The organism is Microbacterium testaceum, from assembly GCF_003075375.1.
Lineage (GTDB): Bacteria > Actinomycetota > Actinomycetes > Actinomycetales > Microbacteriaceae > Microbacterium > Microbacterium testaceum_E.
In genome coordinates, this window is the sequence record NZ_QDFT01000003.1 from 24,481 (window position 1) to 38,092 (window position 13,612).

Here is a 13,612-nt window from a genome sequence, read left to right on the forward strand (position 1 = left end):
CGGGAGACGGATCGCTCACATCTCGCTATGTTTGAGCTGTGCGCCACCTGTCGAACCTGACGGGTGTCTCCGGGGGGAGCTGTACATGGGGAATGATCGACCGACGTCGACGTCGGGACAACTGGTGGGGGCCGACCGCGACGCCGTCACGCTGGCCGAGAGTGCTCGAGCGGGCACGTCTCTGCTGATCGCGGGTCCGCGCGGCAGCGGGCGCAGCTACCTGATGCGGGCCATCACGGCCGAGTTGCAGCGGACGGGGACGCGGACCGCCGTCGTCCGGCCGTGCTCGGCGCTGACGCGGGTGCCCTACGGCGCTCTGGACGCGACAGGCGATCCGTGCCTCGACGACGTGCGCGAGCTGACCGGCGACGCACCCGTCGACGGCGTCATCGTGGTCGACGACGTCGATGCGCTCGACACGGCATCCGTGCACGCACTCGAACGCGCCGTGGCGACCAGACGGACGACGGTCGTCTTCGGGATGCGTACCGCCCGACCGCGCGCGGTTGACCCGGGCGACGACGCCGACGAGGTGCGGCGAGCCGTCCTCGGGCTGTGGATGGACGGCATCCTGCGCCGTATCGACCTGCGCGAGCTGTCGGACGAGGACGCACGCGGGATGATCGACCTGTTCCCCGATGCGTCGCTGCTCGACAACGCCACCCGCGCCGCGCTCGTGTGGCGGGCGGACGGGTCTCGGGCGCTGCTGCGGCATCTCGTCCTCGAGGCCACGGGCGCGGCCCGCGCCGGTCGCGATCCGCTCAGCCCTCTGCGCGCGATCGCACGGGACAGCCGGCTCGCCGTGGCCCTCGAACGGCACGTCGCCGAGATCACCCGCCCCGACCTCGAGTGCCTGGCGGGCGTGCTTGTTCTGCCCCACCTCGAACTCGCGGCCGCGACGCGGCTGTTCAACGCCGAGAGCGTGCACGCCCTGTTGGCGAGCGGGCTGCTGCATGCCGACCCGTCGAGCGAGCGTCGTCTGACCGTGAACGACCTCGTTGCGCAGGAGGCGCGAAGGCAGCTGGGCACGGCGTACGTCGACGACCTCGTCCGCGCCGCCGGCTCGAGGATGCTGGCGGAGGACGACGAATGGTGGAGTCACGCGATCGCCGTCGCCGTCTCGGAGCGGTGGCATCGCCTCGGGGCCGACTCCGACGAGAACGACCACCCCCCGTCCACCCGGGTCAGGGTAGCCCTCGCCGGGGCGCGAGCCGCAAACGATCGCGGCGACACCGCCCACGCCGCCGCGCACGCGCTGCGGGGGCTGCGCGCGAAGGACGACCCCGCGCTGCGGCTCGAAGCGGAACTCGCCGCCCACGGATCCCCCGAGATCGACGAGGACATCGACCCCGGCGCGCGCAGACGGATCGCCCGCGCGGCCGCCGAGAGACGCGGCGCTTCTTCGGCCGCATCGTCGACCACCGAGGCGGACGCCCGTGTCGAGAGGCTGCTCGCCGACGCGCTCCGCGCGGGCGCCCAACTCGATTGGGCGCGGGCGGCCGAGGCCGCCGCCCGCGCCGCCGCCGAGACCGCCGCGTCCCCGGCGGCGCGGCTGCGCGCCACCGTGGCGGTCGGTACCGCCGAGACGTATCGCGGCCGGTGGAAACTCGCCCAGCACCACTATCGCGAGGTGCAGCGCACGCTCGACGCCCGACGCCGCGCCGACGGCATCGGCCCGCGGGAGCGCCTGGCCGCCGTGATGTCGATGCTCGCAGGACACCAGATCGCGGGAGCCGACGGAGCGGGGGTGCGCGAGCGTCTCAACGCCGAGGTCGCGACGACCGCGCGCGAGGGCGAGTCGGCCGAGCTCACCCTCGCCGGGGCGGCGGGGGCGATCGCCTACGCCGGCGCGGGGCGCCCCCTCGAGTCCGCTCGGGAGCTCACGTCCGCGCTGTCGCGGGAGCCCACGGCCGTCGCCGCCATGTCGACGGCGATGATCGAGCTCGGTGTCGCCGAGGAGCTCGCCCTCGCGGGGCGTCTCGACGAGGCGCGCGCGATCATCGCCCAGGTAGACGATCGCGGTGCCGCCCTCGTGCAACGGAGCCGGTTGTACGTGCAGACCACCGTGCGGGTGGCCGAGGGCCGACATGAGGCCGCCCGCGAGACGGCGCGCGCCGCCGCGGAACTGACGCGCGGCACCACCGCCGCCGCGTTGCGCATCCGCGATCTGTTCCGACTGGTCACGCTCAACGCCGCACTGCAGGACGAGATCGACGAGCTCGTGCAGCTCGCTGCGACCACGGATCTGCCGATCGCTGCCGAGGCCGTGCGCCGCGCTGCGGCACGCCCCCACGACGAGGACGACACGCTCGTGGACGAGCTGCGCCTGCACGCCCTGTGGTCGAGCGATTCAGACCGCGCCGTCAGCCCCGCCGCGCCGGTCACGCGGTTGTCTCTGCGCGATGACAGCAGCGATAGCGGGGAGGAGCTCACCGCCCGCGAGCGGGAGATCGCCCTGATGGCGAACGAGGGCCTCACCAATCGTGAGATCGCGACGCGCCTGTTCCTGTCGATCCGAACCGTCGAGTCGCACGTCTATCAGGCGCGGATGAAGGTGGGCGCCGCGTCGCGGCGCGAACTGGGGCGCCTCGTCGCGGCCGGCGCAACCCGTCGGCGCGAGACCGCGGGCGGCGCACGTGCACGGGACATCGATGACCCCGTGGGCCCGGGACGGGCTGCGCGGACTCCCCGGCACTGAACGGAGGACGACGAGCTCCGTCGCGCGCACCGGTTGCCGGTCGGGACGACCGCGTCCGTGCAAATCCGCGCGTACCGACGCTCCGGTATGGACCCACCGTGCGCGTATCCGGCCTGGGGTCCTGCGCGCGCACCGACGCTCCGGTGTGGACCGACCGAGCGCGGATCCGGCCCGGGGTCTTGCGCGCGCTCAGTCGTCCGGCGTGAACCGGACGCCCGACGCGGGCCGCGCGGATGACCGGGAGCGCCCGATGCCCGCCTCGCTGAGCGCCGTCCGGGCGGCGGTGAGCGCCACCGACGAGGGGTACCCGCGGCGGGCCAGCTGACCGGAGAGCCGTCGCAGGGCGGCGTCGTACTCGGCGCCCTGGACCCCCCGGATCTTCGATCTCGCGAAGTCCAGTGCACGCTCGGCGTCGTCATCGGGCAGCGTCGCGAGGGCCGCCTCGGCGACATCGCGGGGAATGCCTCTCTTGCGCAACGTCTCGGCGACGGCTCGACGGCCCTCTGCGCGCTTGTCCATCGCCGACATCACCAGCTGCTCGGCGAATGTGGCATCGTCGAGATAGCCCAGGTCGACGAACCGGTCGATGATCTCGTCGCAGACGATCTCGTCGACGCCCTCGACACCGCGCAGCACCGTCCGCGCTTCGCTGAGCGACAGGGACCGCGATCGCAGCTTGCGCAGCAGCACCGCCTCGGCGTCGTCTCGCACCTGCTCTGCCGACGGCTCATCGCTCGGCCGGACGTCGCCGGCCTCACCGGCCCGCTCGTCCGAGGAGGACCCGACCTCGACGGGCGCCAGCACACGGGTCCGTCGACCGGAGGCCACCGGCGGGTGCCAGTCGTCCGCGTCCGAGTGGTCGGCGGACGACCGCACCCGTGTGCCCGCGTTCCCGCGTGACGCCGATGCCCGTCCGGGACGGTCACCGAAGAGCGGGATGACGGGAGCGAGGCCGTCGTGGCCGTCACCCGGCGTCGTGCCGGCGTGACGGCCTCGACCGTCGTCTGCCGCCATCAGGCCGGGCGACGCGCGGCCAGCTCGTCGTCAGCCGCGGGGGCAGCGGCTGCGCCGGCTCCGCCGATGCCGAGCTTGGTCTTGATCTTCGACTCGATCTCGGCCGCGATGTCGGGGTTCTTGATGAGGAAGTTGCGCGCGTTCTCTTTACCCTGACCGAGCTGCTCGCCCTCGTAGGTGTACCACGCGCCCGACTTCTTGACGATGGCGTGCTCCACACCGAAGTCAATGAGGCTGCCCTCGCGCGAGATGCCGACGCCGTAGAGGATGTCGAACTCGGCCTGCTTGAAGGGCGGGGCCATCTTGTTCTTGACGACCTTGACGCGCGTGCGGTTGCCGACGGCCTCGGTACCGTCTTTCAGCGTCTCGATGCGGCGGATGTCGAGTCGAACGGACGCATAGAACTTCAGCGCCTTTCCACCGGCGGTGGTCTCGGGCGAACCGAAGAAGACACCAATCTTCTCGCGGAGCTGGTTGATGAAGATCGCCGTGGTCTTCGTGGTGTTGAGGCCACCGGTGAGCTTACGCAGGGCCTGCGACATCAGACGCGCCTGGAGGCCGACGTGCGAGTCGCCCATCTCACCCTTGATCTCGGCCTCGGGGACGAGGGCGGCGACGGAGTCGATGACGACGAGGTCGATCGCGCCGGAGCGGATGAGCATGTCGGCGATCTCGAGCGCCTGCTCACCGGTGTCGGGCTGCGACACCAGCAGAGCGTCGATGTCGACGCCGAGCTTCTTGGCGTACTCGGGGTCGAGCGCGTGCTCGGCGTCGATGAACGCCGCGATACCGCCGGCGCGCTGGGCATTGGCGATCGCGTGGAGCGTCAGTGTGGTCTTACCCGACGACTCCGGGCCGTAGATCTCGATGATGCGGCCGCGGGGAAGACCGCCGATGCCGAGGGCCACGTCGAGGGCGACGGAGCCGGTGGGGATGGTCTCGATCGGCGCACGGTCGTCGCTGCCCAGTCGCATGACCGAGCCCTTTCCGAACTGACGGTCGATCTGGGCGAGGGCCGATTCGAGGGCCTTCTCGCGGTCTGCGGGTGAGGGCATGACGTATTCTTTCTGCTCGCGTTCCGGTCGCCTATAGGCTGTCGCGGCCCCACCGACGGTGGGGGTGCCCGACAAGGCGTTCAGAGTGTCGTTCGACATTTCCCACGTTAGGGAGGACCTCCGACATTGGGTTCGAAGGCTCCCCCGGATGGGGATGGATGCCGCGGAAACTCCGCTGTGAAGGACACTACGCCCGAATCGAACGAAGATTCGACGACACGCCGAAACGAATCGCGCGACTACCGAACACGGGACGTCGGCGAGCTCAGGAGCGGCGAGGCTCCAGGCGGCCGACGCCGTATCGCCGGTTCTCGGGCACGTCGGTCTCGGCGCAGAGCGCGAGCCAGACGTCGCGCGGGTCGACGCCCGCCGCGAGGGCATCGACGCTCGTCCGCCCGCCCACGGCGGACAGGACGAGGTCGGTCAGCAGGGATCCTCCACGCGCACCGAACTCATCGGCGACGGCGCGGTCGAACTCGCTTCGACGCATCGAGGCGGACTCAGCGCAGCGAGAGCTCGGGCTCGACGGCCGCGACGAGCTCGTCGGGGACGACGTCGGGGAAGGTCTGCAGTCCCTCGAGGACCGAGAGACGGTCGCCGACCTGACGCATGATGGTCGAGATGGGCACGTCGAGCGCCTCGGCGACCGACGCGAGGATTTCGCTGGACGCTTCTTTCTGACCGCGCTCGACCTCACTGAGGTAGCCCAGGGCGACGCTCGCCCGGCTTGCGACCTGGCGGAGGGTACGACCCTTCTGCTGGCGGAGGTCACGCAGGACTTCGCCGATCTCTTGACGAACCAGGATCATTTGGGGGCCCTCCTCACTGCTGATTCCGTCGTGTCCGGTTGGACAACTGTGAAACACCGTCTGTGGTCACCCTAATGCCGTGCGCTGAGCACCGGATGGGAATCGCAGAACGAAACCGGGATGTGTCATCATTTGTTCCCCTCTTTCGGACCGGAACACTTCGGCGTCGAAGTATCAGAGGGCCGCGAGGGCGCGTCGGATCGCGAGATGGGCCGTCTCGCGCCGGATACGCTCCCGGTCGCCGGCGATCACCAGCGAATCGACCCGGGTTCCCAGAGGGGTCGAGACGGCGATGTGCACCGTCCCCACGGGCTGCCCGTCCTGCTCGTCGGGGCCGGCCACGCCGGTGGTGGCGATCCCGACGTCGGCGGCGACGCCATCGCGGCCGAGCACGTCGCGCACGCCCCGCGCCATCTGCCGGGCCACGCGGGGGTTGACGGCGCCGTGGGCGTCGAGGAGAGCCTGATCGACGCCGAGCACCCCGTGCTTGAGGTCGGTGGCGTAGGCCACCACTCCCCCGCGGACCGCTCGCGAAGCACCCGGAACGTCGACGAGGGACGACACGACGAGACCGCCGGTGAGCGACTCGGCCACGGCGACCGTCCAGCCCAGCTCGCCGAGCCGGTCCAGGAGCAGCGCCGCACTCTCGCGCGGCGTGCGCACGAGGGTCTCGTCGAGATCTTCGGGGATGCCGTCGATCATCGCGCGCCTCGACCCCTGCGCGCGGCGCGCGCCTCGGTGACCACGTAGTCGATGCCGGAGGCGATGGTCAGCACGACCGCGATGGTCATGGTGACGACGCCCGCCCACCAGACACCGGCCTGCCACGCGGGGGCGTCCGAGAGGCCGGCGAGCGGAAGGAGGGCCATCGAGAGCGCGATGGCCTGGAACACCGTCTTGAGCTTGCCCATCCACGCCGCCGCCAACACGTGGTCGCTGACGACGATGAAGCGGTACACCGTGATGCCGATCTCGCGGATCAGCACGACGATGGTGATCGGCCACGGCAGCTCACCGAGGATCGACAGTCCGACGAACGCCACACCCGTGAGGGCCTTGTCGGCGATGGGGTCGAGGAGTTTGCCCAGGTCGCTCACGATCCGGTAGCGACGGGCGATGTAGCCATCGACCCCGTCCGTCGCGATCGCGACGATGAAGAGTACCGCCGCGGCCCAGCGCAGTCCGCCGCCGGCGCCCGCATCGGCGAGGAGCAACCAGAGGAACACCGGCGCGCAGAGGATGCGCGCGATGGTGATCGCATTGGGCAATTGAGGGTGAACGGCCATTAGTCGCGTCCCGTCAGCTGCCAGGCGTCTTCGGAACCCTCGTCGTCATCCGCGTTCACGACGGGCAAGCCGTCGAACTGCGCCTCGATCGGGTCCTCGCCGTATCGGTCGTCGTCCGCCGCCGCGACGGCCGGCGGTGCGTCGTCCCCGCGCAGGCGGGCCATGACGGCCGGTAGCTGCTCGTTGGTGACGAGCACGTCGCGGGCCTTCGACCCCTCGGAGGGTCCGACGATCTCGCGCGATTCGAGCAGGTCCATCAGTCGGCCTGCCTTGGCGAAACCGACGCGCAGTTTGCGCTGCAGCATCGAGGTCGAGCCGAACTGCGTCGAGACGACGAGCTCGGCGGCCGCGAGGAGCAGCTCGAGGTCGTCCCCGATGTCGGCGTCGATCTCTTTCTTCTCGGCCGCGGCCTGGACGTCCGACCGGTACTCGGGTCGCGCCTGCTGGGTGACGTGCGCGACGACCTTCTCGATCTCCTGCTCGCTGACCCAGGCACCCTGCACGCGAAGCGCCTTGGACGCGCCCATCGGGAGGAACAGACCGTCGCCCTGTCCGATCAGGCGGTCGGCACCGGGCTGATCGAGGATGACGCGGGAGTCCGTGACGCTCGTCACGGCGAAGGCGAGGCGCGAGGGCACGTTCGCCTTGATCAGACCGGTGACGACGTCGACAGACGGGCGCTGCGTCGCCAAGACGAGGTGGATGCCGCTGGCGCGCGCGAGCTGCGTGATGCGCACGATCGAGTCCTCGACGTCGCGCGGGGCGACCATCATGAGGTCGGCGAGCTCGTCGACCACGACGAGCAGGTACGGGTAGGGCTTGAGCACGCGTTCGCTGCCGGCCGGCAGCTGCAGCTCACCCGCGACGACGGCCCTGTTGAAGTCGTCGATGTGACGGAATCCGAACGACGCGAGGTCGTCGTACCGCATGTCCATCTCTTTGACGACCCACTGGAGGGCCTCGGCGGCCTTCTTGGGGTTCGTGATGATGGGGGTGATCAGGTGCGGGACGCCCGCGTACGAGGTCAGCTCCACGCGCTTGGGGTCGATCAGCACCATGCGCACGTCGGACGGCTTCGCCCGCATGAGCAGGCTCGTGATCATCGAGTTGACGAAGCTCGACTTACCGGAACCGGTCGAGCCTGCCACCAGCAGGTGGGGCATCTTCGCCAGGTTCGCGACGACGAAGCCACCGCCCACGTCCTTGCCCACGCCGATGGTCATCGGGTGGGTCGACGACATCGCGGCCTCGGAGCGCAGGATGTCGCCCAGCGTCACGATCTCGCGGTCGGCGTTGGGGATCTCGACGCCGATCGCGCTCTTGCCGGGGATGGGCGCGAGGATGCGCACCTCGTTCGAGGCCACCGCGTAGGCGATGTTGTTCGTGAGCGCGGTGATGCGCTCGACCTTCACACCCGGGCCGACCTCGATCTCGTACTGCGTCACGGTCGGTCCGCGCGAGAATCCGGTCACCCGCGCGTCGACCTTGAACTGCTGCATCACGCTCTCGATCGCCGCGACCACCGCGTCGTTGGCGGCGGATCGCGCCTTGGGCGGCGTGCCCGCCGCGAGGGCCGTCACCGAGGGCAGGCGGTAGTTCGCGGCCGGTGGCGCTCCGGCGTGGTCGCCGCCCAGACCCGAGATGCCGGGCAGGTCGTCGGCGTCGTCTGCCTCGAGGAGCGGAGAGTCGTCGTGCAGACCGCGTCCGGCCGCGGCTCCGGCCAGGGCACGGGCGTCGAACACCTCGGTGAGCGCCTCGGACGCGGGTGCGGAGGGCAAGGGCGGGGGCGTGACCGCGGCGGGCTTGGCCACCGGTTCGGGCGCCACGACGGGAGATTCGAAACCACCCTGGGGCGTCCCGGGAGAGAGCAGCTCGGTGAGGTCGTGGGAGCCGAGCGAGCCGTCGGACTCCTCTTCTCGACCCGTCTTGTTGCGTCGCCACCACGGCAGCGACTTCTCACCCGCGTCGTCATCGTCGTCGGCCGCCAGGACCTTGGTGGTCGGGTCGGGCCGCTCGACGCGTTCCGCTCCGAACATCCACGCGTAGAGGTCTCCGAGTCGCCGTCCGATGCGGTTGGGCGGGGTCTTGGTCAGGATCAGGACGCTCAGCGCGGCGAGGATCGACAGCGCGACATAAGCCCCGATGTCGGTGAGCACCGTCGCGAGCGGCTCACCGAGGATCCACCCCGAGATACCGCCGGCGAGGCTGAGCACAGGGAGACCCTCGTTCGGCGCGGGGCTGCCGTTCGCGACGTGGCAGAAGCCCGCGACCGTCACCACGAACAGGCCGAAACCGATGCCCACGCGCCCGTTGTCGTGAACGGACGCCGGGTGCCGGAACAACCACCCGGCCAAGAGGAGCAGCAGGACGGGCAGCACGAAGGCCACCCGGCCCACCAGGGCACCGAAACTGTACGCGCTGATGAGGGCGGCGGCATCCGTTCCGATGAAGAACCACTCCACGACGGCACCGAGCACCGCGAGGACGACCAGGAAGAACGGGAAGCCGTCGCGGCGCTGATCGCGCTCGAGCGTCTCGGGCCCGAAGGCCCGGAACATGCCGCCCACTCCGTGGGCGACCGCCATCCACGCCCGGACGGCGACCGGGGGCTTCTCGGGCTCGTCGACGTAGCGCTTGGGCGCCGGGGTCGAGGCCTTGGATCGCGTCGACCCCTTCGCGGGGGCGCGACCGCCGGACGGTGACGAGGTACGGGCCATCCCTCCACGGTAGGCGGGACCGCCGACATTCGCTCGGACCGACGCGGGATTCAGCGCAGTCGCTTGACCATCGCGTCGCGCCCGATCCCCCGACGCACCACGGCGAAGCCCTCGGAGCGGTACAGCGACACCGCGTAGTTGTCGCGCTCGACGCTCAGACTGATCCGGGCGAAGCCCTGCGTGCGCGCGTGGTCCACCAGACGCTGCAGCAGCGCCCGTCCGGTCCCGTGCGCGCGCCACACGGGCCTCACCCCGATGATGAGCTCCGGCACGCCCGTGCCCACCCAGCCGAACCCCGGCTCGTCGCGAGGGAGCATGCGATACCAGGCGGCACCGACGGGCTCACCCGTGGGCGACTCCGCGACGAAGCCCGCATCGCCCGGTCGCATCCACCCGGCGATGTAGCGACTGTGCTCGGGACTGCTGAGCACCTCGTGGCGCGGACGTACGGCCCCGGCGCGCCAGGTCGCGGCTTCGACCGTCATGTCGGCGAGGAAGGCACCGTCGGATCGGACAGCCGCGCGGATCGGGAGAGCGGACATGCCCGCATGATAGCGATCCGCGCGCCCCGCCGCGGACCCGGGGACGACGAAGCGCCGCGGGCTCACCCGCGGCGCTTCGTGAGAGGACTCAGGCCTCGATGACCAGGGGCACGATCATCGGTCGACGACGCAACGACTGGTTGACCCAACGACCGATCGTGCGACGCACGACCTGCGACAGGGCGTGGTTGTCGCGCACGCCCGAGGAGGCGGCCTCGGTGAGCGCCGCGGCGATCTTCGGCTTGACGCTGTCGAAGACCTTGTCGTCCTCGGCGAAGCCGCGAGCGTGGATCTCGGGCCCCGAGACGATCTTGCCGGTGGCCGAGTCGACGACGACGATCACCGAGATGAACCCCTCTTCGCCGAGGATCCGGCGGTCCTTGAGGTCGGCATCCGTGATCTCTCCCACCGACGAGCCGTCGACGTACACGAAGCCGATGTCGACCTGGCCGACGACCTCGGCGACGCCGTCGCGCAGGTCGACGACGGTGCCGTTCTCGCCGAGGATCGTGTTCTTCTCGGGGATGCCGGTCTCGCGAGCGAGCTTGGCGTTGGCCATGAGGTGGCGGTACTCGCCGTGCACGGGAAGGACGTTCTTGGGCTTGAGGATGTTGTAGCAGTACAGCAGCTCGCCCGCCGCGGCGTGACCCGAGACGTGCACCTTGGCGTTGCCCTTGTGCACGACGGTCGCGCCGAGCTTGGTGAGACCGTCGATCACGCGGTAGATCGCGTTCTCGTTGCCGGGGATCTGGCTGGACGCCAGGATGATCGTGTCGCCCTCGCCCGGCTCGATCGCGTGGTCGAGGTTGGCCATGCGGCTCAGGACCGCCATCGGCTCGCCCTGCGATCCGGTCGACATGTAGACGATCTTGTCGTCGGGCAGGTCGCGCGCCTTCTTGTAGTCGATGAGCACGCCGTCGGGCACGTTGAGGTAGCCCAGGTCGGCCGCGATCCCCATGTTGCGCACCATGCTGCGGCCGAGCAGCGCCACGCGGCGCCCGTTCGCGTGCGCGGCATCGAGCACCTGCTGCACGCGGTGCACGTGGCTCGAGAAGCTGGCCACGACCACGCGTCGCGGCGCCTTGGCGATCACCTGGTCGAGCACCGGACCGATTCCGCGCTCGGTGGGCGTGAAGCCGGGGACGTCCGCGTTCGTGGAGTCCACGAGGAACAGGTCGACGCCCTCTTCGCCGAGGCGGGCGAACGCGCGCAGGTCGGTGATGCGTCCGTCGAGCGGCAGCTGGTCCATCTTGAAGTCGCCGGTGGCCAGCACGAGGCCCGCGGGCGTGCGGATCGCCACGGCGAGGGCGTCAGGGATGGAGTGGTTGACGGCCACGAACTCGAGGTCGAACGGTCCGACCTGCTCGCGCTGCCCCTCGGCCACGGTGAGCGTGTAGGGGCGGATGCGGTGCTCTTTGAGCTTGGCCTCGATGAGGGCCAGCGTGAGGCCCGAACCGATGAGGGGGATGTCGCCCTTGAGCTTGAGCAGGTACGGGACGGCGCCGATGTGGTCCTCGTGGCCGTGCGTGAGCACGACGCCGACGATGTCGTCGAGGCGGTGCCGGATCGGCTCGAAGTCGGGCAGGATCAGATCGACGCCCGGCTGGTGCTCCTCGGGGAACAGCACGCCGCAGTCGACGACGAGCAGCTTGCCGTCGTACTCGAAGACGGTCATGTTGCGACCGACCTCGCCGAGGCCGCCGAGCGGGATGACGCGGAGGGTGCCGGCGGCGAGAGCGGGCGGGTCGTAGGGGGTAGTGGGCATTCGAGCCTCCTCGGATGCCGATTCACGGCATCCCTTCTCTCGGATGCCGGTGACGGCATCCTGTGGTGTGGCGTCCCGGGCCGCGGATCGGCGGACGCCGATGCTTATCTCGTCGTGCCGTGCACCTTCGGCAGGGCACCGCCGGCGGCCGCGTTGCGGTCGGGGCGGAAGTTGGAGAAGTCGGCGCCGGCCACGTTCTTCACGAGGGCCAGTTCGTCTTCGATGACGGCGGCCTCCCACTCCTCCGGCCCGACCAGGGGCAGGCGGACGCGGGGGCTTCCGATACGGCCGAGGCCGTGCAGGATGTACTTGGCCGCGACCGTGCCGGGCACGTGCGTCATGACGGCGCGCACGAGCGGCTCGAGGCCCTTGTGCGCGGCGGTGGCCGAGGCCAGGTCGCCGGCGTTCACGGCATCCACGATCGTGCGGTAGGGCGCGGCGGCGATGTTCGCGGTCACGCCGATGAGTCCGGACGCCCCGATCGACAGGTGCGGCAGCACGTTGGCGTCGTCGCCCGAGAAATACATGAGGTCGGTCTGGTTGAGCACACGGCTGACCTCGCTGAAGTCGCCCTTGGCGTCTTTGATGGCGAGGATGTTGGGGTGCTTGGCCAGACGCAGGATCGTCTCGTACTTGATGGGCACGCCGGTGCGGCCGGGGATGTCGTACAGGATCACCGGCAGGTCTGTGGCGTCGGCGACGAGACGGAAATGGGTCAGGATGCCGGCCTGGGTCGGCTTGTTGTAGTAGGGCGTGACGATCATGATGCCGTCGGCCCCGGCCTTCTCGCTGGCCTTGTACAGCTCGATCGCGTGCGCGGTCTCGTTCGAGCCGCCGCCGGTGATGATTTTGGCGCGTCCGGCCGACACGCTCTTTCCGACCTCGACCAGACGCAGCTTCTCGGGGTCGGTGAGCGTCGAGGTCTCGCCCGTGGTGCCGGTCACGACGATGCCGTCGGCACCGGCCGTGATGACGTCGTCGATGTGCTTCTCGGTGGCGGGCCAATCGACTTCGCCGTCGGCGGTCATCGGGGTGATGAGCGCGACGAGCACCTGACCGAAGGGATTGCCGGAGTGCGTCATGGTCCCAGGTTATCGGTTCGCGGCGCGCCCTCCCCGGCGTGCCGGGCGCGGGCGGTGAACAATGCGTGACCCGCGGCGCGCGGGTCCTAGGGTGGCGGGGTGACCTGGACCACCCGCGCGACGCGCACCGTGTACGAGAACCGCTGGATCCACGTGCGCGAGGACGAGGTGACCGGCCCGCACGGCGACGGGATCTACGGCGTCGTGCGGATGCAGCACCCCGCCGTGTTCGTCGTCGCGCTCGACGACGCCGAGCGCATCTGCTTCGTCGAGCTCGAGCGGTACACGACGGGACGCTCGCTGGAGGTGCCGGCCGGCGGGTCGGATGGCGAGGATCCCCTGGTGGCGGCGCAGCGCGAACTGCTCGAGGAGGCGGGGGTCACGGCATCCGAATGGCACGACCTCGGACGCATGAACGCCCTCAACGGGATCGCCGACGCGCGCGAGTACGTCTTCCTCGCCCGGGGACTGACGGTGACGGATGCCGCGGCCTCGCAGCGCGAGGAGGGGATCGACGCCGTGCGGTGGATCCCCTTCGCGGACGCCCTCGCGCTCGTCGCCGAGGGGCGGATCACCGACGGCGAGACGATCGGCGCCCTCGCCCTGGCGGGGATCCGGCTGGGTCGCTTCCGCTGATCGACGCC

At 70.4% G+C, this 13,612-nt stretch carries 12 protein-coding genes; 2 read left to right on the forward strand and 10 right to left on the reverse strand.

The window, feature by feature from the left end:
• Positions 1-85: 85 nt before the first annotated feature.
• The gene (locus DC432_RS01770) at positions 86-2,698 is read left to right on the forward strand and encodes a helix-turn-helix transcriptional regulator (protein ID WP_133177868.1); all 2,613 of its coding nucleotides are present in this window, start codon (positions 86-88) and stop codon (positions 2,696-2,698) included.
• 189 nt (positions 2,699-2,887) lie between these two features.
• Here DC432_RS01770 and DC432_RS01775 read toward each other — a convergent pair whose 3' ends face one another.
• The 10 genes from DC432_RS01775 to dapA form a co-directional block, all read right to left on the reverse strand.
• Positions 2,888-3,712 (reverse strand): regulatory protein RecX, encoded by an 825-nt coding sequence (locus DC432_RS01775; protein WP_207770724.1) that lies wholly within the window; start codon positions 3,710-3,712, stop codon positions 2,888-2,890.
• Positions 3,712-4,767: a recombinase RecA gene (gene recA, locus DC432_RS01780; RefSeq protein WP_108319445.1), complete on the reverse strand. Its 1,056-nt coding sequence runs from the start codon at positions 4,765-4,767 to the stop codon at positions 3,712-3,714. Before recA ends, DC432_RS01775 begins: the two co-directional genes overlap by 1 nt.
• Positions 4,768-5,032: 265 nt before the next feature.
• Positions 5,033-5,257, reverse strand: a complete 225-nt coding sequence (locus DC432_RS01785) for a DUF3046 domain-containing protein (RefSeq protein WP_116536433.1) — start codon at positions 5,255-5,257, stop codon at positions 5,033-5,035.
• A gap of 10 nt (positions 5,258-5,267) precedes the next feature.
• Positions 5,268-5,576, reverse strand: a complete 309-nt coding sequence (locus tag DC432_RS01790) for a helix-turn-helix domain-containing protein (protein WP_108319449.1) — start codon at positions 5,574-5,576, stop codon at positions 5,268-5,270.
• Positions 5,577-5,750: 174 nt separating this feature from the next.
• On the reverse strand, positions 5,751-6,278 hold the full coding sequence (locus tag DC432_RS01795) for a CinA family protein (protein WP_116536434.1): 528 nt from the start codon (positions 6,276-6,278) through the stop codon (positions 5,751-5,753).
• Positions 6,275-6,862 carry a CDP-diacylglycerol--glycerol-3-phosphate 3-phosphatidyltransferase gene (pgsA, locus tag DC432_RS01800; protein ID WP_116536435.1) on the reverse strand — a complete coding sequence of 196 codons (588 nt, stop codon included), beginning with the start codon at positions 6,860-6,862 and terminating at the stop codon, positions 6,275-6,277. Before pgsA ends, DC432_RS01795 begins: the two co-directional genes overlap by 4 nt.
• A complete protein-coding gene (locus tag DC432_RS01805; RefSeq protein WP_116536436.1) occupies positions 6,862-9,579 on the reverse strand; it encodes an FtsK/SpoIIIE family DNA translocase in 2,718 nt (905 codons plus the stop codon). Before DC432_RS01805 ends, pgsA begins: the two co-directional genes overlap by 1 nt.
• A gap of 50 nt (positions 9,580-9,629) precedes the next feature.
• Entirely contained in the window at positions 9,630-10,121 is a 492-nt protein-coding gene (locus DC432_RS01810) for a GNAT family N-acetyltransferase (RefSeq protein ID WP_116536437.1), read from the reverse strand.
• Between the two features lie 88 nt (positions 10,122-10,209).
• The gene (locus tag DC432_RS01815) at positions 10,210-11,886 is read right to left on the reverse strand and encodes a ribonuclease J (protein WP_108319459.1); all 1,677 of its coding nucleotides are present in this window, start codon (positions 11,884-11,886) and stop codon (positions 10,210-10,212) included.
• A gap of 104 nt (positions 11,887-11,990) precedes the next feature.
• The gene (dapA, locus tag DC432_RS01820; protein ID WP_058232286.1) at positions 11,991-12,968 is read right to left on the reverse strand and encodes a 4-hydroxy-tetrahydrodipicolinate synthase; all 978 of its coding nucleotides are present in this window, start codon (positions 12,966-12,968) and stop codon (positions 11,991-11,993) included.
• A gap of 99 nt (positions 12,969-13,067) precedes the next feature.
• Here dapA and DC432_RS01825 point away from each other — a divergent pair, with 99 nt between their 5' ends.
• Complete coding sequence (locus tag DC432_RS01825) at positions 13,068-13,604, forward strand: NUDIX domain-containing protein (RefSeq protein ID WP_116536438.1); 537 nt, start codon at positions 13,068-13,070, stop codon at positions 13,602-13,604.
• Positions 13,605-13,612 lie beyond the last annotated feature (8 nt).